Raw genomic sequence first — 18,216 nt, forward strand, 5'->3', positions numbered from 1 at the left:
CTTACACTGTCCCGCCAGACGGCAATGAGAGAGGGAACCAGCGTGAAGCTTCTTGCACTGATAGCCATGATTGGCATCGTCGGATCCGGAACCGCAGCATCTGCCGCACCGTCCAACTTCGAAGTACGCAAGGCGGCTCAGACGCAGTACGGCTGTACCCCGGCTCCCGCTGGCACGCAGCTGAAGGTGTCCGTGATGGGCGACTCCCTGATGACCAACTGGGGAGTTCAGGACACCCCGGACCAGGGGTGGCCGGAGCGGGTCAAGGCACAGGGAGCAACGCACGCGTGGCACGTCGACATCGGCTCGGCCGTCGGCGCCACGAAGATCACAGACTTCCTCCCCGGCGGCGGCGGATGGTGGATCACGGAGTGCGTCCGGAACTCTCAGCCGGACATTGTCACTATGGACTGGCGGACGAACGAGCAGTTGGCGAACCCGATCGTTACTCCGGCGCAGTTGAAGGCCAACTACCTTCAGCTGATGGATCACATTCTCGCGGTGTCACCGGGCACGAAGTTCCTCATCGTCAACCCCCCGTTGATGATGTACCCCGATGCCTTCCGGACGCCGTATACGCAGCAGCAGTACATCGCGAAGATGATCGAGGTTCGGGACGAGCGGGGCACGTGCTGGCTCGATCTCCGGCCGTTCTTCGACACCAGCGGTAGCTTCGCGTGGGAGCAACTCCCGGACAGCATCCACCCCGGGAAGATAGGGCACCGGATGTTCGCCATCGGGATCTACGAAGCGTTGCACTCCTGCTCTTCGTGAAGATCCACGCGTGCGCCAGCGCCGCGAAAGGGTTGCGTGACCGATTCGTCAGCACCCTCGCGTACGGTCGCCGTGATGACACACGGAAGGGACACACCATTGGTTCGCGTACCACGAGCACGTCGCCGATTCGGTGCACTGGTCATCGGGCTGATCGCGTCTGTCGGCGTGGCCGCACCTGCCGCCGCGTCACCGCCGAAGGAAGGCTGCGTATTGGTGGCACAGCCGGCAGACGAGTCGACCAAGACGATTCCGCTGAAGGAAGTGTGCGGTAGCGAGGCCACCAGCCAGCTGCGCGCGAACGCGTCGACCTTGCTGGCCCGACTCCACGAACACGCCGACTACGGCGGATACAACGCTGAGATCTACGGCGAATACGGTACCTGCGACCGAGAAGGCTACTCGCTCAGGATGGACAGCTATTGGATGTTCAACCTCAGCTCGTACGAGCTCTTCGGGCAGTGCTACTGGTCCACGATCACCAACCGGGCGTCGGACGTCCGGTATGGCGCGATCGGCAACCAGCGCTACGTGGGTGACGTGTGGAACGACAATGTCGTGAGGCTCAACACCTGGGCCAAGTGACCAAACCCCATCCACGAGTGCCGACGTTCGCAGCTACTGTAGCCAGCCCGGACGGGTGACCCCGATGAAATGCGCCATCTCGAACAGCCGGTGCGTTTCTCCAGGGCGGTGAGGGTCCGTTGCCGTCCGGGTGGTGTTGGTGGAATGGATGTCGGCGGCGTCTGTGGCGATCCGCTGCCCCTGGAGGGCAGTAGGCTTCCACGATCCATCCCTGCGGGCTGGCGGCGGGTTGCGGAACGCGGTGGGTGAGACTGCGGGAGCAACGGGCATCGATTGGTCGTGGTTCGGGTGGGACGCGGTAGGTGTGGCCGAGGGCGGTGCGCCATTGGAAGACGCCGGGTGTGATTTGGTGGTACTCCCAATGGCCGTGATGTTTGAGCCCGTGGTCATGCCGGCACAGCGTGCCGAGGTTGCGTTCTTCGGTCGGTCCGCCGTGTGCCCAGTCTTTGATGTGGTCGATGTCGGCTTGGTGGGCGGGTACGCGGCAGCCGGGTGCTCGGCATGTCCGATCCCGTGCGCTGATGTGGTCGGCTAGGTCGGCGGTGGGTCTGCGGCGGGTGACGCCCGTGTAGAGGGTGTTGCCGTCGTGGACGGTGAATCGCCATCGGCTGCGTTGTTGTTGTGCGGCGACTTGTCGTGCGATGTCGGCGATGACCGGCCCCCAGCCGGCGAGGTCGCCGGGTAGCTCGGTCAGTCCGATGAGGGTGGATAGCGGCACGGTGAGCTCGACGCCGCCGCGCACCGGGCCGGTCGTGGCGCTGGCTGGGCCGGCGCTGCCAGGCGCGGTGTCCCCGCAGGCCGTTGCGCCCGGCTCGGGCCGGCTGGCGGCCTTTGCCGGTCCGGCGGGACGGGCGGCCTGCGCTGTGCCGGGCGTGCGGGTGGTCTGGTCCGTGCCGGGTGACGCTGGTGCGGTGGAGATCGCCGTGGCGGTGTTGAGGCCTTCGAGTATGTCGAGGAAGGTGTCGGCGCGTAGTTGGTCCAGTGTGCGTTCATCGCCGCCGCGGCGGGCGGCGCGGGCGATCGCGTCGATCCGCGCCGACGCTGCCGCAGCCCGTTCGGCGGGCAGGTTGGTGCCGCCCAGAAACGCGGTGCCCTCCGGCAACAGCCCGTGATCCAGACGCCGATCCACGACACTCTTGTCACGGCGTTTGCGAGCCGCGTCAGGATCGATGGTGATGACCAGCCGCTGCAACCGCACCCGCAACTGCCCCGTCGTCAGACCATCCGCGACCGGCAACAGCCGCGCCGCCGCTTCCCGTGCGGTGTCTTCGGGCAGCACGGAGAGCACGTCGCAGAACACCCGAGCCCGCGGAATGTCGATATGCCCAGCCCGCAAAGCGGCGTACACGTCGGGGAGCCGTTCGACCACGTCCAAGGCGAGAGTGAGTTGCTCGCCGGCGGCGCGGCGCGTCCAGCACAACGCGACCCGCACCTCATCATCCGGATACCGGCTCAACCCCTTCAACCGCTCGACCGGACTGTTAAAGGTGCCGGGCGGGCAGTGCGCCACCTCCACAATGTCCGCCAACAGCTCGGCCTGATCGTGGGCGACCTGACGGGCGCGGGCCTGCATGACGGTGACCATGTCGTGGCCGTTGACACACGACCGGTCGATACGCGCGAGGACCGCGGCCAACCCCGGACCAGGCGGCATCTCCGCCAGATCTTCAGGAATGACCAGCCTCTCGATCACACGTTCGATTCTACCGAAACCCACCGACATCCGTTGCCCCACCGCCAACCCGGCCGGGGTCAGGATCGCCGTCTGTCCACAATGGTGATCGCGGCCGCGCCATGCCGTTCGCGGCACACGACCTGCCCTCGTCGGGGTGGTCGTGCGACGGCGGCTACAAAACCAGTTCGCCGGCCCGGGATCACCGCCGGCTGTGGATCGTGGAAGCCAACTGCCCCTCTAATTAGAGACACTAACGTTCGTGATCACCGCACTAGCCGTACATGACCGCGAGCGCCATCGGCTCAGTGGTGCGCCAGAACCTCCGCCGTATCGGCTCCGTCCGACCGCGCGAGCACCATCTCCTGGAAACGCGGGCACGACTGGTAGTCCTGGTGCCGGCACCGTAGCCCGTGTTGGAGCATCGTCTGCGACAGCGTGAGCCGGGCGATGCGTTCGCGCACCTGGGCCAACTGGCCGCGCAGCAGGTCTCGCCGCCGTGCCCGATCCGGAGCCTCGAACAGCTCCCGCAACTGTTCGAGACTGAACCCGGCCTCCTTGCCCAGCAGGATCTCCGCCACCCGGGTCACGTGCGTCACGCCGTATACCCGCCGGCGCGCCACCCGGCGGGCCGGTGACAGCAATCCCACCTCCTCCCAATGCCGCAGCACGTGCGTGGCCAGACCGAAGCGGGCCGCCAGCTCCCCGATCGAGTACTCCATCGCCCAATACTCCCCGGCGGTTGACTTCAGGTCGACCTGAAGTCGCACACTCGCGCACATGCCCGACACGCACACCGCCTACACGGACACCGAACGGCTCGTCCGCCTGCTCGACGCCGCCGAGACCATGCCCGACGCCGTCGCGCTACGCGCGCGCGGCTACCAGCTCCTACGGCCGGACCCCGGCACGACAATGGTCGACGTCGGGTGCGGCACCGGCCGCGCCGCCGCCGAACTCGCCCGGCGCGGAGCCCGGAGCATCGGCGTGGACCTGGACCCGGCGATGCTGGCCGTCGCGCGCAGCCGGTATCCCGGCCTCGACATCCGCGCCGCCGACGCCGCCGACCTGCCGTTGGACGACGGGCAGGCCCACGGCTACCGGGCCGACAAGGTCTACCACGTACTGCCCGACCCAGCCGCCGCCCTCACCGAGGCGCGCCGGGTCCTCGCGCCCGGCGGCCGCATCGTGCTGGTCGGGCAGGACTGGGACACGATGGTCATCGACTCGGACCTGCCCGACCTGACCCGCCGCATCGTGCACGCCCGCGCCGACACGGTTCCCCATCCACGTATCGCACGTGCCTACCGCAACCTGTTGCTGGACAACGGCTTCCGCGACGTGGAGTTCGAGGTCCACACCACGGTGTTCACCGATGCCGCCGTGCGGCCGCTGCTCGCCGGGCACGCCGACGCCGCCCGGCGGGCCGGTGCCATCAGCGCCGAGCAGGCCGAGGCGTGGGTGACCGAGCAGTCCCAGCGGGCAGGCGGCGGGCGGCTGATGTTGGCCATCCCGATGTTCCTGGCGGCCGCCACCCGCTGACCCGCGGATTCCAGTGGCCGGAAGACCTCAGTGATCCGAGCCGAAGTACCAGCCGTAGGTCCGCCAGTCGTAGAAATGCCAACCGCACTGCGAGGTCTTCGGCCCGTGGAGGGCGCGGACGATGTCGCAGACCTCCAGCGTGCTGTACGGGCCGTACTGCAGCCACATCATCGTGCTCGGGCCCTCGGCGGCGCCGGCCGGCGCGGCGGCGTTGGCTGGTCCGGCGGCGGCGAGCCCGGTCACGCCGAGCACGCCCGCGAGCACGGCTCCGATCGCGGCCCTGCGCATACGAGTCATCACGATCCCCCTGTCCCTTTCCGGTATGCAGGTCGCCAGTGCAGCACAGTGGACCTTTCACGAGCCTGACTGTGCCGGTCACCGGCGACCGTGAAGAGGAACCCGGTCGCGTGCGTAGATACAGGTGACGGCTCGCGACGGGAGGTACGAAGTGATCGGGTACCACGATCGTCCGGGGGCGCGGTGAACGGGGTGAGCACGGACACGCACGCCGACACCGATGCCGCGATCATCCAGGCGTCGCTGGGTGACCCCGACCGGTTCGCGGTGATCTACGACAGGTACGCCGCGACGCTGTACCGGTACGCCCACCAGCGCGTCGGCGCCGAGGGTGCCGACGATGTCGTGGCGGACGCGTTCCTGTCGGCGTTTCGCGGGCGCGGGCAGTACGACCTGTCCCGCCCCGACGCCCGGCCCTGGCTGTTCGGCATCCTCACCCGGAAGCTGGCCAGCCACCACCGCAAGGAGAAGGCCCGGTACCGCGCGATGGCCCGCGCCGCGCCGGACGGCGTACTCGAAGGCCCGGCGGACGAGGTGGCCACCCGGGTGATCGCCGACGCGGCCCGGCGGCCGCTGGCAGCCGCGCTGGCCGCGCTGTCGCGCGGCGACCGGGACGTGCTGCTGCTGGTGGCCTGGGGTCAGCTCAGCTACGACGAGGTGGCGGCGGCACTGAGCATCCCGCCCGGCACCGTCGGGTCCCGGCTCAACCGGGCCCGCCGCAAGGTCCGTGAGGCGCTGGGCGGCGTGGACCCGTCCGGCATGTCCGAGGAGGAGCGATGACACCCAATCCCACGCTGCCCGACGAGCTGCGGCTGGTCGAGGAGTTCGGCGAGACACTCAAGCCCACCGGCGCGCACCCACCGGCCGACCTGCGCCACCGGGTCATGCACGCCGTGCGGCACGACCGGTCCCGTGGCGGGCTGCTGCCCCGTACCGCGAGCTGGCCGGCCGGCGCGCGCCTGGCCTGGCGGATCGGCGCACCGGCCACCGTCGCCGCGACCATCGCGGCCGGGCTGATCGCCGGCAACGTGGCCAACGTCGCCGGCAACGCGCCCGCCCCGCCGACCGCCGAAACGAGCACACCGGCACCCACCGGCACGCCCGCGCCCGCCGGTGCCTCGGGGGTGCTGCTGCTGGCCGCCCAGCACGCCGAGGCCACCCCGCTGGCCGCGGCCAGGGACAACCAGTTCGTGTACGTCGAGTCGGTGGAGGTGCGTTCGAAGACCGGCAAGGACGGCAAGACACGCGTCGAGGGACCGGTGCGGGTGCGGACCTGGCTGTCGGTCGACGGCACCCGCGACGGACTGGTCACCGAGGACACGGGCGCCCGCACGAAGCTCTCCGGTTGCCGCAACGGTTTGCGGGCCGAGACGATCGACCGGCCGGACACCACTCCCAAGGTGCCGTGCGTGCCGGAACCGGCCTACCAGCACACCGACGTGCCCACCGACCCGGACGGGCTGCTGACCTACCTGTACGACCCCGCGGACAACCATGACCACTACGTGTGGATCCTGGAGCCGGGCTCGCGGAAAGGCCGCTACGTCAAGATCTCCGAGGACCAGCGGGCGTTCATGAGGCTGGCGGGGCTGCTGTGGCAGAACCACTCCCCCGCGGTACAGGCGGCCGCTTTCCGGGCCGCGGCCCGGATCCCCGGCGTCGAGCTGCGCCCGGCCGTCACCGACGCCGCCGGACGGGCCGGCGTGGCCGTCACCCGCACCGAGATCGGCGTCCGTGAGGAACTGGTCTTCGCCCCGGGCACGTATGCGTTCCTCGGCCACAACTCGATCGCCGCCGAGTACCGCGTGACCGGCCCGGAGCACACCGGGCAGCCGCCGGGCGCCGTCGACTCCGTCCGCATCCAGGACCTCGGGAGCATGAAGCCCGGCACCATCCTGCAGAAGTGGTCGATCCTGCGAACAGGCATTGTGGACCGGGCCGGCCAGCGCCCCTGACGCTCGCAGGCTTACCAACAGGCTCATATGGGCTCCCTCGCTTGCGAGGGAGCCTGTACCGTTCGGGGATGACCGCGCGACAGTGGGCACAGCGCCTGCCGATCGTCGTCGCGCTGTTGCTCGGCACGATCGCGGTCACCGGGCCCGCTGACGCCACCCCGCGGCACGATACGGGCCAGACGGCCAGCACCGTCCATGCCGTCCTCGCCGCCCCGCTCACGCCGGAGCTGCGCGCGAAGGTCGGGCTGCTGCTGGTCAAGCGGGGCGGGGCGGCGGCCGCCGGTGCCGAGGTCGCCAGCGCCACCTGGGCCGCCGCGGTCAGCGTGGCGCCCCCGGCGCTGTGGTGGGTGGTGCGCGCGGCCGAGGGGCAACAGCGCCCCGGGCTCCACCGCGAGACGTTCCAGGGCAGGGCGCCGCCAGCGACGCGGTGATTTCCGCGTCCTGTTAGCACTGTCCTCAAAGGAGACTTCATCGTGTCGCGCGCCGTTGCCGCGCGCGCGTTTCTCGCCCTCATCGTGCTCGGCGTGTGCGGATGGCTGGTCGCCACCCGCCCGCCGAAGCTTGGGCTGGATCTGCGCGGCGGTACCCAGATCGTGCTGGAAACCAAAGACGGAGAACTGAATCAGGCCAACCGCGCCACCACCGACCAGACCCTGGAGGTGCTGCGCCGGCGGGTCGACGAGCTCGGCGTCACCGAGCCGACGCTCCTGCGCTCCGGCGACCGCCGGATCATCGTCGAACTGCCCGGCGTCACCGACCCCGCGACCGCTGTCGCGGTCATCGGAAAGACCGCACAGCTCGCGTTCCGTCCGGTGCTCGCGGCCGAGGCCGGGGCCGACCGGGTACTGCCGGACGAGAGCGGTCGCACGCTGCCACTGGGTCCGGTGGCGCTCGCCGGGCAACGGATCGACGACGCGAACGCCGTCATCGGCGAGCTCGGCGGCTGGGAGGTGGTGGTGAAGTTCGCCGACAGCCGGGCCGAGCACGACTGGCAGCGGCTCTCGGCCAAGCTCGCCTGCGCACCGCCCGGTGACCCGACCCGGCGGCTCGCGATCGTCCTCGACGACAAGGTGATCAGCTCGCCGGAGATGGGCGCCGAGGCGGTCTGCGACGTCGGGTACTCCGGTGACTCGATGCGCATCACCGGCCGCTTCACCGCCGCCGAGGCAAAGGACCTGGCCCTGCTGATCCGGGCCGGCGCGCTGCCGGTACCGGTGGAGATCGTCGAGCAGCGGACCGTCGGCCCGACCCTGGGCCGTGCCGCGATCGACGCCTCGACGTGGGCCGCCCTGATCGGCGTGGCCGCCACGATGCTGTTCATCGCCGGGGTCTACCGCATCGCCGGTGGCCTCGCGGCGGTGGCGCTCGCCGCGTACGGCCTGGTCTCGTACGCGGCGCTGCTGGCCCTGGGCGCGACGCTGACCCTGCCGGGCCTGGCCGGGTTCGTGCTCGCGATCGGCATGGCCATCGACGCCAACGTGCTCGTCTTCGAACGGGCGAGGGAGGAGTTCGCGGGCGGCCGCCGCAGCCTGCCACACGCCACCGAACGCGGCTTCCGCCGCGCCCTGTCCGCCATCGCCGACTCGAACGTCACCACACTGCTGGCCGCCGGCCTGCTGTTCGTGCTCGCCTCCGGGCCGGTACGGGGATTCGGGGTGACGCTCAGCGTCGGCGTCATCGCGTCGATGTTCACCGCGCTGATCCTGACCCGGCTGCTGCTGGAGGCGACGGTCAGCCGGCGGTGGCTGTGGAGCCGGCCGGCGTGGAGCGGGCTCGGCCACGCGGGCTGGGTACGGCGGGCGATCGAGCGGCGCGAACCGGCCCTGATGTCACGCGGACGGCTGTGGTTGGCGGTGTCCACAGTGGCCGTCGTCCTCGCGTTCGCCGGCATCGCCTCCCGGGGACTGAACCTGGGCGTCGAGTTCACCGGCGGCCGGATGGTCGAGTACACGACGGCGCAGCCGCTGCCGGCCGATACCGCCCGCGCGGCGGTGGAGTCGACCGGCCTGCCGCACGCGGTGGTGAACGAGTCCGGAGACGGCAACGTCGCGGTGCGGGCCGGTCGCTTCGACGACGGCACCGAACGGCGGGTCCGCACCGCGCTCGCCGAAGCCGGCGGTGGCACCGCGACACCGGTACGGGACGAGCTGGTCGGCCCGAGCCTGGGCGCCGAGTTGCGGCGCAACGCCCTCGTGGCGCTCACCGTGGCGCTCGCCGCGCAACTGCTGTACCTGACCGTCCGGTTCCAGTGGCGGTGGGGCGCCGCCGCGGTGCTGGCGATGCTGCACGACGTGGTACTGGTGATCGGGGTGTTCGCCTGGCTGGGGCGCCCCGTCGATGGGGTGTTCCTCGCGGCGCTGCTGACCGTCATCGGGTACTCGGTGAACGACACCGTCGTGGTCTTCGACCGGATCAGGGAACTCGTCCGGGGCAAGCCGCGCCGGCGTGACCTCGCCGAGCTCGCCAACCGGGCCTGCCTGCAGACCATCCCGCGTACGGTCAACACCGGGCTCGGCGCCGTCTTCATCCTCGGCGCGCTCGCCATACTGGGCAGCGGGTCGCTTGTGGACTTCGCGTTGGCGCTGCTGGTCGGCATCGGCGTCGGCACGTACTCGTCGGTGTTTCTCGCCACGCCACTGGCCGTCCGGTTCGAACCCGGCACCGCGCGGCGATGAGCGATGGCCCGGCCCGGTGGCGGGCCGGGCCACCCTCTTCCGCACCGGGCGTCCAGTGGCGATGATGTGCGCGTGACGTCTCCATCCAGCGCGGAGCTCGACGCGTGGCCCGTGCCCCGCCGCACGCACACGATCCGGCGGCTCGTGGCGATCCCGCTCGCGGTGGTCGCCGCGCCGATCCTGGCCCTGTACGCGTACCTGCTGCTGTGGTGGCTGCCCGCGCTGACCGGTCCCGGCGACGAGCCGTGCGATCCGCTGACCGCTGGGCGGGGAGCGTGCTGGCAGCCGGAGCAGCGCACGTACTGGCTCCTGCTGGCCGCCGCGACCATCCCGGGCGCGGTCTGCCTCGTCCTGTCGGTGACCCGCACCTGGCGGGACCGCCGGTGGTGGCCCTGGCCCGTGGCAACAGCGGTCCTACTACTCCTGGGCGGACTGCTGATAGGCCGGATGCCCTAATACAGGCGGCCCGGCATCACCGCCGGCCATGGACCGTGAAAGCCTGCCTTCGAGGGGCAGCAGATCGCCACACGCCATCGGGCTACCGCGACGTCCGCGGCGCTCCAGCGCCGCTGCTCCCGCGGCCTCGCCCTCCGCGGCTACACAACCCACCCGGACGTAGCAGCGAAATCCCTGATAATGCAGCCTCCAACCGCCTCCAACACGACAAAATCGGGGATTTTGTCGGGATCTTGAGCGCGACTGGACGCGGCGGGTGAGGCCGCGGGAGCAGCGGCATGGAGCACGGCGAACGCCGCGGTAGCTCAGAGCCCGGTCCTGAACCTGGCGCCAAAGGGTCCCTAGAACAAGCGGCCGAGCACGCCGGACTCGACCACGATGACCACGCCGATCAGGATGAACACGCCCGGCACGATCCAGTGCCCGAACCGCCGCACCACCGCGATCACCGTACGGTGCGAGCCCAGCCACGACCCGGCCAGGCACCACAGCGCCACCCCGACCGCGAACACGGCGACGGTGAGCAGGCTGCCGCCCGGCCCGATGGTGCGAAACAGCGGCGTGTACACCGAGATGTTGTCCGCGCCGTTGGCGATCGTGATCCCGGCGACCGACACCGCTCCCGTCGCCACCGCGGGCGCCGGCGGGTCGTCGTCGCCGCGCGCCCGGATCGCTGCGACCAGACCCTTCACGCCCAACGCGAACGGCACCAGGCCCAACAACCCGACCCACCGGTCGGGCACGATCGACAGCCCGAGCGCGGCCACGGCCGAGACCGCCACCAGCACCCCGATGCCGGCGTACTGGCCCGCCCAGATATGCCAGGGTCGGGGCCTGGCCGCCGCCCGCGCGGACAGGAACAGCACCGTCAGCACGATCAGGTCGTCGACGTTCGTGCCCGCGAACACGCCAGCGGCGGTCACGACCGTGCCGACGAGATCTCCCACGAGCCGGCAGTGTACGGCGGCGTCACGTGATAGATCGTCAGTGCGAGGCCCACCAGGTGGAGTCCGCGGCGGCGGTGTAGCCGAGGGACTCGTAGAGCGGCCTGCCCAGCCGGGACGCGGTCAGGGTGACCGGCAGGCCCGCCAGCGGAGCGAGGGAGCCGAGCATGACCGCCCGGCCGACGCCACGGGAGCGGAACACCGACGAGGTGCCGACCCAGTAGTGGCTGGCGTACCCGCCCGTCGTGACGGTGACGCCCGCACCGGCGACCTCGCCGTCGAGGCGCGCCACGAACACGTCCACACCCGGCTGGTCGAGCAGCGCCATGGGGAACACCTCGCCGGCCTGGTACGGCTCGAACCTGGTCAGCTCGAAACTCTCGATCACGACACGCTCGGCCGCGTGCATGTCCTTCTCGTCCCGCGCCGGGGTCACCTCCATCGCCGGGGCGGTGACAGGGCCGGGCTGGCGCAGCATGACGGGCATCTGCCAGGTGCGCATGCCCAGGTGGCTCATGTCGGTCGTGCTGAACGGGTCTTCGATCTCCACCGGACCCGGGGCGTTACGCACCAGTTCGGTGATCTCGGCACGCTCGTCGGCGCCGAGGTCGGGCTCCTGGATCAGTACGCGCAGGCCGGCGCGCTCGTCACCGGCGGCGGCGAGAAAGCCGGGGCGGCTGATCACCTCGTGACCGCGGGACCGTGCGGTCGCGGTCCAGAAGGCGGCGGAGTTGCGGGCCTGAAGCAGCGGCGCCTCAGCGAGGGCCGTGGGCCGGCCGGCGGCGTTCGTTCCGATCGTCATGCTGGTAATGATTCCGAATGCCGTGCGGCGCGCCCGAGCAGGGCGGCAGGCTAGGCTCGGCCGGTGCCACAGGACACGATCTTCAACGAACATCGCTCGCTGCTCGCCTCGGTCGCATACCGGGTGCTGGGCAGTTGGAGCGACGCCGAAGACGTGGTCCAGGACGCGTGGCTGCGGTGGAGCGCCGTCGACGCCGAGAAGGTCGACAACGCGAAGGGTTACCTGGTCCAGGTGGTCACCCGGCTGGCGATCGACCGCCTGCGCAGCGCCGCGTCCCGGCGCGAGACCTATGTCGGGCCGTGGCTGCCCGAGCCCATCCTGACCTCGCCGGACGTCGCTGACGACGTCGCCCGCTCGGAGTCGGTGTCGCTGGCGATGCTGTTGATCCTGGAGTCGCTGTCTCCCTTGGAGCGGGCGGTCTTCGTGCTCAACGAGGCGTTCGGCTACTCCCTCGCCGAGATCGCCACGATCGTCGAGCGCAGCCCGGAGGCGGTGCGCCAGACGGCGTCACGCGCCCGGGAGCACGTGCGGCGCGGGCGGCGCCGGTACGACACCGATCAGGCGACCCGGCGCAAGGTGACGGCCTCGTTCATGTCGGCGAGCACCGGCGGCGACCTCACCCAGCTGATGGAGGTATTGGCGCCCGACGTCCGGTTGGTCTGCGACGGAGGCGGCCTGGCACCGGCACCGCAAAAGGTGATCGAGGGGATCGACCTGGTGGCGCGGGCGCTGGTCACGTTCGGCGGTCGCATGCCGCCGGAGCCGCGCGTCGTGGTGACCGAGGTCAACGGCGGTCCCGGCATCGTCATCTACTCCGCCGACACCCCGGTGGTGGTCCTCGTGCTGCACCTCGTCGATGGCCTTGCCGAGGAGATCCTCCTGATCAGCAACCCGGAGAAGCTGACCGCCGTCGCCGGTTTGTGACGGCGGTCACAGCGGCTCACGGTCCGGTGCCGCTGTCTCGTCCTCGTGGCATGACCGACATCAAGCAGGTAGTTGTCATCGGCGCCGGGTACACCGGCATGCTCGCGGCCCTCGGCGCGGCGAAACGGGCCAAGGGACGGGTACACGTGACCATCGTCAACCCGTGGGACCGGTTCACCGAGCGGCTGCGGATGCACCAGATCGCCACCGGCCAGCAGCTCGCCGAGCACCGCATCGCCGACCTGGTGGCCGGTACCGGCATCGACTTCACGCAGGGCTGGGTGACCAGGATCGACACCGCCGCGCGCACCGTCGAGGTGTCCACCGCGGACGCCGGCCAGGTCTGGCTCGGCTACGACACGCTGGTCTACGCGGTCGGCAGCGCCACCGACACCGCTCGCGTCCCCGGGGTCGCCGAGCACGCCTTCACCCTCAACAGCCCCAGCAGCGCACAGGACATGGCCGCGCACCTCGCCCGCCAGGGTGACAGCGAGTTCCTCGTCTGCGGCGCCGGCCTGACCGGGATCGAGGCCGCGACCGAGATCGCCGAGTCCCACCCGAACGTCCGGGTCACCCTGCTGAGCCGGGGCGAGCCGGCCGAGATGATGGGCGCCAAGGCCCGCGCGTACCTGATGGCGGCACTGGACCGGCTCGGCGTGACCGTCCGGGCGGGCGTCAGCGTGACGAAGGTCCTGCCGGGCGGGGTCGAACTGGAAGGGGGCGAGTTCGTCACCGGCGACGGCTGCCTGTGGACCACCGGCGTGCGGGTGGCCCCGCTGGCCACCGAGGCCGGGATCGCCACCGACGAGCACGGACGCGTCGTCACCGATACCACCCTGCGGTCGGTCTCGCACCCGGAGATCTACGCGATCGGCGACGCGGCCGCCGTCCGGCAGGCGTACGGCGTCATCCACGGCACCTGCCAGAGCGGCATGCCGATGGCGGCGCACGCCGGCGAGAACATCGCTCGCCAGGTGCGGGGCAAGCGGCTCAAGCCATTCCGCTTCGGCTACATCCACCAGCCGGTGAGCCTCGGACGGCGGGACGCGGTCATCCAGTTCACGTACGGCGACGACACGCCTCGGCCCTGGTACATCACCGGTCGGGCGGCGATCTTCTACAAGGAGTCGGTCAGCAGCAGCCCGATCAAGACCTACGGGCTGTCGAAGCGGTTGGCCATCTCGTCGCGGATGCTCGCCACGACCGGCGGCAAGCGCAACAAGCCGGTCGCGTGATCTCACCACCGTACGGGCTCACTCGTGGCGGGCGGTGATCCAGGTGGTGACGACGTCGAGCCGGTCCCGGTCGCGGCAGCGCAGGCGCAGGGCGCCGTCCGGTACCCGGTCCACAGTGAACCAGCCGAGTTCGTCGGTGGTCACCGTGAGCGTCTCGCCGCTGGCGGTGTGCACCTCGATCGCCACCGACGTGGGCGGCACCACCTGGCCGGTCATGCCGGTCGGTGTCAGCTCCAGTTCGATGGTCAGCGAAGGCGCGGCGAAGGTGAGGGCCCGCAGCGTCGCCGTCTCGGTACGCGTGAGGGCCGGCTCGCGTTCCGAGTCGTAGATCAGGGCGGCCAGCTCGGCGTCGAGGTCCGGCGGCGAGAAGGCCGCCCGCCCGGCAGCGACGAACTCCGGCGGCACCGCGCCACCGCCGCGTACCGCCTCACCCAGCGCCCGCAGCAGCAGATCGTCATCGTTCCACCATTGGTCGGACATCCACCTCACCTCCCTCCCGTGCGCGTTCCGCCTCGATGAGCATGGCGAGCGCCCGGCAGCGGCGCAGGTCCGCGAGGCAGCGCTCCCGGGTGGGCCCGATCGACCCGACCTTCATACCCAGGCGCTCACCGATCTCACGGTATGGCACCGGCGGATCCTCGAACAGCAGCGCGAGCAGCTCCCGGCAGTGCGGGCGGAGTTGGGCGTACGCCTCGCGCAGCGCGATGTGCCAGCGTTCTCGTTCCCAGTCCCGTTCGATGGCGGCGAACCCGCCGTCCGTGGCGACCGGCGCCTCGTCGGCCAGCTCGGCGCGGCGTCGCTGCTGAGCGGCGCGCAGGACGGCCAGGCACTCGTGGTACGTGGTCCGGGCGAGCCAGCCGGGCAGTGCCGCCGGGTCACGCAGGCTCGCCAGGTGCTGGTGCAGCTTGAGCCACACGTTCTGCCCGACGTCTTCGCTGTCGGCCTGGCTCAGGCGGTAACGCCGGCAGATGCCCCACACGAGCGGGGCGTACCGGTCGACGATCTGGTGCCACGCCTCGGCCTCACCGGACCGGGCGCGGGCGACCAGCATTACGACAACTGGGTCGTCGCGCATGGCTCCTCCTGCGTCCAGCGGCCCACACCTCGTACGTTGCTCCCTTCTGCATCAGAGCGGGCGGCGAAGTCCTTGATACGACATCGGGCAGACCGGTATCAGCCGGCGGCCGGGCGCGTCCGTCGAGACAGCACATACGCAACCGTCGGAGGTACAGAACAATGCCCGGACAACAGGACGCCAACATCAAGCTGCTCTACCCGGTCGACAACGGCACCTTCTTCACGGCCGACACGGTCGCGAACGGCGCCGAGTTCGCGGTCGTCGCCAACGTGGAGATCGGCCAGGAGCTCATGGAGGTGATCACGAAGGAGGACCTGTTCGTCTCCGTGGTCAACCTCAGCCGTTCCACGGTGGTGCAGCGCAAGACCGTGTCCAACTCGCTGGCGCCGCAGGCGGACCCGCTGAACCAGGAGCTGCGGGTCACGATCGACCCGACGTGGTCGGCTGACGAGGGCGACGTCCTCCAGGCCATCGCCACGTACAAGGTCACCTCCGGACTGCGCGTCGACCTGTCGACCGCGCTGAGCCCGATGTTCGTGGTCTCCGCCTGACCCAAGCCCTGACGGCGGCCGGCCGGCTAGGCGTGCGAGAGGGTGTACGCCGCGCCGATGCAGACGAAGCCGGCCGCCGCCGCCATGGCCGCTCCCCCGTCGGCGGCGATCCGGCGCTGCGCCTCGGCCAGCGCCCGCGGCGCCGGATGTCCCCGGACGACCAGCTGATGGAAGGCGATCATGAGCGGGGTGGTCTCCACGTCGGGTATGGGCACCACGGACGCCACCACCTGCTGCGCGCCCCGCGCCAGGAAGGTCGCGCTGATGCCGAGCAGTTCGTCGCCCGCGCCGACCACGCTCCGCCCGCTGTCGCAGGCCGCGAGGACCACCATGCGCGGCACCCGGTCCAGCCGTTCCAGGTCGTACACGGTCAGCGGGCCGTCGGCCAGCAGGAGCGAGGAGAACAGGGCGTTCTGCGGTTCGAGCCGGCCGTGCGTGGCCAGGTGGGCGATGCCGGCGCCGTTCATCCTGGCCGTGACCGCGGTGACCGTCGCTTGTGGACCGAGCAGCGGGTCGACACCGTACAGGGCCGCGATCGTCTTGGCCTCCGCCGTGGCGCCGGGCAGCCCGTACCCCACCACCTCGACGCGGTCGACCGGTGCCGGCGGGAGCCCGTTGGCCGCGTACCAAAGCGCCGCCGACGGAGCGACGGTGACCGCGCGTCCGGCGCACGACGGCAGCGTCGACCACGGCAGGGACTGGAGCGGTCCGGTCGGAATGACGACCAGCGGCCGGTCACCGACCACTGTGGAGACTGGACCGAGCACCGTGGCGTCAAGCACGGCGGCGGAGTGCCGCAGCAGCGCCACGGCCGCGGATCGGCTCGCGGCGTCGGCGTGCTGGCGGCCGAGGCGGCGCAGCGTGAACGCGATGCGGTCGACGAGGTCGCGGACGGCGCCGGCGGGCCCCACGACGTGCCGGCGCAGGTGCCCGTCGACAAGGCTCACGACGTGCAGGGTGCCGTCGATGACGACGTACTCCAGCAGCGCGTCGGCGCCGACCGCGGGCGCCAGTACCGCCGAGGTGACCGGACCGACGGGCGGCGTGGCCGCCTCGGCACGCGGCAGGCGGCTGTAGTCGCGGATCCTGCGCTCGGCGATGACCTGCCGCTGCAGCAGCCGGCCGACCGGCCGGCTCGCGCGGCGCGCCTGATCGATCTCCGCGACGATCTTGCGCAGCTCGGCCAGGGCCGCGGCGAGCACCGGATCGTCCGGCGGCCGGACGGGTCGCAGCAGCAGGTGGCTGGCGCGGCCCTGCTCGGCCCAGGCGAAGACGCGCGCCGTGCGGCCACCGGCCATCGCGATGCGCAGGCCCAGGTCGACAAGCTCGACCCGGTGGCCGGAGGCGTGGGCGCGCAGGTCGGTGGCGCCGAGCGTGGCACGGTACTCGTCGAGGATGCGCAAGCCGGTGCGCAGCGCGACGCTCGCGCCGCGCCGGTTGCCGGCCGCCAGGCGCAGCCGGGCCTGCGCGTACCACCCGCGGGCGCGCAGGGTCGCCGGTCCGCGGTGCCGGGCCTGGCTGGCGAGGGCGAGCTGCGCCAGGCCGCGGGTGCGCAGCCCCCGTTCCAGGGCCAACCGGGCCGCGAGCAGCCGGGCCTCCAGCGCGGGACCGGGCCAGCCGGCCGCCGCCAGGGCGTCGGCGACGCGTTCGAGCCGACCGACGCCCACCCGGGACTTGTCGCCGTCGGCGATGCGGGTCCGTAGTACCAGGTAATGGGCCACCGCCGCCCACTGCGGCCGCTGGTGGCGGGCGAACTCGCGGGCCGCCCGCCGCGCCTGCCGCAGGGCCGTCTCCAGGTCGCCCTGGACGCTGGCCGCCTGCGCGACCAGCAGTCGCACCTCCGGCACCGCGATCCGGCGGCGTTCGCGCTCGAAGGCCGCGACGGCCAGCTCGGCGGCCTCGCGTGCCTCCACCGCCAGCCGTACCGACAGCAGCAACTGGCTGCGGTCGGCGAGCAGCGAGCCGGCCACCGGCTGTAGCAGCCCCACCCGCTGTTCGGCCCGGTGCAGGTAGTTCAGCGCGGTCGGGATGTCACCGCGCAGCGCGTTGATCTCGCTCAGGTTCTGGTGGACGAAGCCCTCCAGCAGGCCGAGGCCCAGGCTGCGGGCCAGCCGTTCGGCTTCGCGCAGGTCGGTTTCGGCCGCCGCGAACTGGTGCCGGTGCCCGTGCAGGAGCCCGCGGTTGAGCAGGGCCCGCATGGTCCACAGGTCGTCGTGGGCGCGGCGCAGCATGGGCAGCGCCATCTGGTAGCTGGCCAGCGCCGCGTCGAACCGGCCCAGCTGGTGCAGGATCGCACCGCGCTGCGCCTGCGCGCGGGCGCGCCCGACACCGGTGAGGTCGACCAGCGCGGCGTCGATCTCGCGCAACGCCAGTCGTGGCCGGCCACGCCGGTTCAATGCGAAGGCGAGCGTCATGCGGGCCTCACCGGTCAGCTCCCGCGACCGCGCCGCCTGGCCTTGCGCGACGGCGGCCCGCAGGTGCCGCAGGGCGATGTCGAGGTTCTGCAGGTGGATGGCGGCCAGCCCCAGCGCTCGCTCGGCCACGGCGGCGGCCGCCGCATCGCTCGCCGCCACGGCCCGTTTGAGAACCTGCGAACCCAGCGCGGCGGACCGGCGCGGATCGCCATCCGCGAGCCGGAGCGCCTCGCGCGCCTGCTGAACGAGCGTGTCACTCACGACGGCTACCGCTCCTGTATCAGCCGGGCCGTGGACTGCTCCGCACCAGTG

At 71.3% G+C, this 18,216-nt stretch carries 19 protein-coding genes; 11 read left to right on the forward strand and 8 right to left on the reverse strand.

Annotated features, from left to right (window positions below; translation table 11 throughout):
* Window positions 1–42: 42 nt before the first annotated feature.
* Together QMG73_RS37235 and QMG73_RS37240 are read left to right on the forward strand one after the other, a co-directional pair.
* Complete coding sequence (locus tag QMG73_RS37235; RefSeq protein WP_281903680.1) at window positions 43–774, forward strand: SGNH/GDSL hydrolase family protein; 732 nt, start codon at window positions 43–45, stop codon at window positions 772–774.
* 75 nt (window positions 775–849) lie between these two features.
* On the forward strand, window positions 850–1,359 hold the full coding sequence (locus tag QMG73_RS37240; protein WP_281903681.1) for a hypothetical protein: 510 nt from the start codon (window positions 850–852) through the stop codon (window positions 1,357–1,359).
* Here the strand turns inward: QMG73_RS37240 and QMG73_RS37245 are convergent.
* Window positions 1,340–3,052, reverse strand: a complete 1,713-nt coding sequence (locus QMG73_RS37245; RefSeq protein WP_281903682.1) for an HNH endonuclease signature motif containing protein — start codon at window positions 3,050–3,052, stop codon at window positions 1,340–1,342. The two genes, QMG73_RS37240 and QMG73_RS37245, sit on opposite strands and share 20 nt — an antisense overlap.
* A gap of 284 nt (window positions 3,053–3,336) precedes the next feature.
* The gene (locus tag QMG73_RS37250; protein ID WP_281903683.1) at window positions 3,337–3,753 is read right to left on the reverse strand and encodes a MerR family transcriptional regulator; all 417 of its coding nucleotides are present in this window, start codon (window positions 3,751–3,753) and stop codon (window positions 3,337–3,339) included.
* A 58-nt stretch (window positions 3,754–3,811) separates the two neighbouring features.
* Between QMG73_RS37250 and QMG73_RS37255 the strand changes: the two genes are divergently transcribed.
* Window positions 3,812–4,573, forward strand: a complete 762-nt coding sequence (locus tag QMG73_RS37255) for a methyltransferase domain-containing protein (RefSeq protein ID WP_281903684.1) — start codon at window positions 3,812–3,814, stop codon at window positions 4,571–4,573.
* A gap of 27 nt (window positions 4,574–4,600) precedes the next feature.
* Here QMG73_RS37255 and QMG73_RS37260 read toward each other — a convergent pair whose 3' ends face one another.
* Window positions 4,601–4,870, reverse strand: coding sequence for a hypothetical protein (locus QMG73_RS37260; RefSeq protein WP_281903685.1), 270 nt, complete (start codon window positions 4,868–4,870; stop codon window positions 4,601–4,603).
* A 192-nt stretch (window positions 4,871–5,062) separates the two neighbouring features.
* Between QMG73_RS37260 and QMG73_RS37265 the strand changes: the two genes are divergently transcribed.
* The 5 genes from QMG73_RS37265 to QMG73_RS37285 all read left to right on the forward strand — a co-directional run bounded on the left by QMG73_RS37265 (window position 5,063) and on the right by QMG73_RS37285 (window position 9,956).
* Window positions 5,063–5,650 (forward strand): RNA polymerase sigma factor, encoded by a 588-nt coding sequence (locus QMG73_RS37265; protein ID WP_281903686.1) that lies wholly within the window; start codon window positions 5,063–5,065, stop codon window positions 5,648–5,650.
* Window positions 5,647–6,825 (forward strand): CU044_5270 family protein, encoded by a 1,179-nt coding sequence (locus tag QMG73_RS37270; RefSeq protein ID WP_281903687.1) that lies wholly within the window; start codon window positions 5,647–5,649, stop codon window positions 6,823–6,825. Before QMG73_RS37265 ends, QMG73_RS37270 begins: the two co-directional genes overlap by 4 nt.
* 68 nt (window positions 6,826–6,893) lie before the next feature.
* Window positions 6,894–7,256, forward strand: a complete 363-nt coding sequence (locus tag QMG73_RS37275) for a hypothetical protein (RefSeq protein WP_281903688.1) — start codon at window positions 6,894–6,896, stop codon at window positions 7,254–7,256.
* A gap of 42 nt (window positions 7,257–7,298) precedes the next feature.
* The gene (gene secD / locus QMG73_RS37280) at window positions 7,299–9,500 is read left to right on the forward strand and encodes a protein translocase subunit SecD (protein WP_281903689.1); all 2,202 of its coding nucleotides are present in this window, start codon (window positions 7,299–7,301) and stop codon (window positions 9,498–9,500) included.
* A gap of 72 nt (window positions 9,501–9,572) precedes the next feature.
* Complete coding sequence (locus QMG73_RS37285; protein ID WP_281903690.1) at window positions 9,573–9,956, forward strand: hypothetical protein; 384 nt, start codon at window positions 9,573–9,575, stop codon at window positions 9,954–9,956.
* A gap of 341 nt (window positions 9,957–10,297) precedes the next feature.
* Here QMG73_RS37285 and QMG73_RS37290 read toward each other — a convergent pair whose 3' ends face one another.
* Both QMG73_RS37290 and QMG73_RS37295 read right to left on the reverse strand, forming a co-directional pair.
* The gene (locus tag QMG73_RS37290; protein WP_281903691.1) at window positions 10,298–10,903 is read right to left on the reverse strand and encodes a cadmium resistance transporter; all 606 of its coding nucleotides are present in this window, start codon (window positions 10,901–10,903) and stop codon (window positions 10,298–10,300) included.
* Between the two features lie 37 nt (window positions 10,904–10,940).
* The gene (locus QMG73_RS37295; protein WP_281903692.1) at window positions 10,941–11,702 is read right to left on the reverse strand and encodes a GNAT family N-acetyltransferase; all 762 of its coding nucleotides are present in this window, start codon (window positions 11,700–11,702) and stop codon (window positions 10,941–10,943) included.
* Window positions 11,703–11,765: 63 nt separating this feature from the next.
* Between QMG73_RS37295 and sigJ the strand changes: the two genes are divergently transcribed.
* Together sigJ and QMG73_RS37305 are read left to right on the forward strand one after the other, a co-directional pair.
* Window positions 11,766–12,626, forward strand: coding sequence for an RNA polymerase sigma factor SigJ (gene sigJ / locus QMG73_RS37300; protein WP_281903693.1), 861 nt, complete (start codon window positions 11,766–11,768; stop codon window positions 12,624–12,626).
* Between the two features lie 50 nt (window positions 12,627–12,676).
* On the forward strand, window positions 12,677–13,861 hold the full coding sequence (locus QMG73_RS37305) for an NAD(P)/FAD-dependent oxidoreductase (RefSeq protein ID WP_281903694.1): 1,185 nt from the start codon (window positions 12,677–12,679) through the stop codon (window positions 13,859–13,861).
* 18 nt (window positions 13,862–13,879) lie between these two features.
* On the opposite strand, the gene QMG73_RS37310 is transcribed toward QMG73_RS37305, so the two are convergent.
* Together QMG73_RS37310 and QMG73_RS37315 are read right to left on the reverse strand one after the other, a co-directional pair.
* On the reverse strand, window positions 13,880–14,341 hold the full coding sequence (locus QMG73_RS37310) for a hypothetical protein (RefSeq protein ID WP_281903695.1): 462 nt from the start codon (window positions 14,339–14,341) through the stop codon (window positions 13,880–13,882).
* A complete protein-coding gene (locus QMG73_RS37315; RefSeq protein ID WP_281903696.1) occupies window positions 14,316–14,936 on the reverse strand; it encodes an RNA polymerase sigma factor in 621 nt (206 codons plus the stop codon). The genes QMG73_RS37310 and QMG73_RS37315 overlap by 26 nt, the downstream gene beginning before the upstream one ends.
* A 161-nt stretch (window positions 14,937–15,097) precedes the next feature.
* Here QMG73_RS37315 and QMG73_RS37320 point away from each other — a divergent pair, with 161 nt between their 5' ends.
* On the forward strand, window positions 15,098–15,490 hold the full coding sequence (locus tag QMG73_RS37320) for a hypothetical protein (protein ID WP_281903697.1): 393 nt from the start codon (window positions 15,098–15,100) through the stop codon (window positions 15,488–15,490).
* A gap of 26 nt (window positions 15,491–15,516) precedes the next feature.
* Here QMG73_RS37320 and QMG73_RS37325 read toward each other — a convergent pair whose 3' ends face one another.
* The gene (locus QMG73_RS37325) at window positions 15,517–18,165 is read right to left on the reverse strand and encodes a CHAT domain-containing protein (RefSeq protein WP_281903698.1); all 2,649 of its coding nucleotides are present in this window, start codon (window positions 18,163–18,165) and stop codon (window positions 15,517–15,519) included.
* Window positions 18,166–18,216: the final 51 nt, after the last annotated feature.

The sequence above is a fragment of the Phytohabitans aurantiacus genome (genome assembly GCF_027923225.1).
GTDB classification, from domain to species: Bacteria; Actinomycetota; Actinomycetes; order Mycobacteriales; family Micromonosporaceae; genus Phytohabitans; species Phytohabitans aurantiacus.

Coding starts and splice junctions, on each gene's coding strand:
- QMG73_RS37260 (WP_281903685.1), bottom strand. CDS start 4,870: ATGACTCGTATGCGCAGGGCCGCGATCGGAGCCGTGCTCGCGGGCGTG.
- QMG73_RS37275 (WP_281903688.1), top strand. CDS start 6,894: ATGACCGCGCGACAGTGGGCACAGCGCCTGCCGATCGTCGTCGCGCTG.
- QMG73_RS37240 (WP_281903681.1), top strand. CDS start 850: ATGACACACGGAAGGGACACACCATTGGTTCGCGTACCACGAGCACGT.
- QMG73_RS37295 (WP_281903692.1), bottom strand. CDS start 11,702: ATGACGATCGGAACGAACGCCGCCGGCCGGCCCACGGCCCTCGCTGAG.
- QMG73_RS37310 (WP_281903695.1), bottom strand. CDS start 14,341: ATGTCCGACCAATGGTGGAACGATGACGATCTGCTGCTGCGGGCGCTG.
- QMG73_RS37255 (WP_281903684.1), top strand. CDS start 3,812: ATGCCCGACACGCACACCGCCTACACGGACACCGAACGGCTCGTCCGC.
- QMG73_RS37315 (WP_281903696.1), bottom strand. CDS start 14,936: ATGCGCGACGACCCAGTTGTCGTAATGCTGGTCGCCCGCGCCCGGTCC.
- QMG73_RS37305 (WP_281903694.1), top strand. CDS start 12,677: ATGACCGACATCAAGCAGGTAGTTGTCATCGGCGCCGGGTACACCGGC.
- QMG73_RS37250 (WP_281903683.1), bottom strand. CDS start 3,753: ATGGAGTACTCGATCGGGGAGCTGGCGGCCCGCTTCGGTCTGGCCACG.
- QMG73_RS37270 (WP_281903687.1), top strand. CDS start 5,647: ATGACACCCAATCCCACGCTGCCCGACGAGCTGCGGCTGGTCGAGGAG.
- QMG73_RS37320 (WP_281903697.1), top strand. CDS start 15,098: ATGCCCGGACAACAGGACGCCAACATCAAGCTGCTCTACCCGGTCGAC.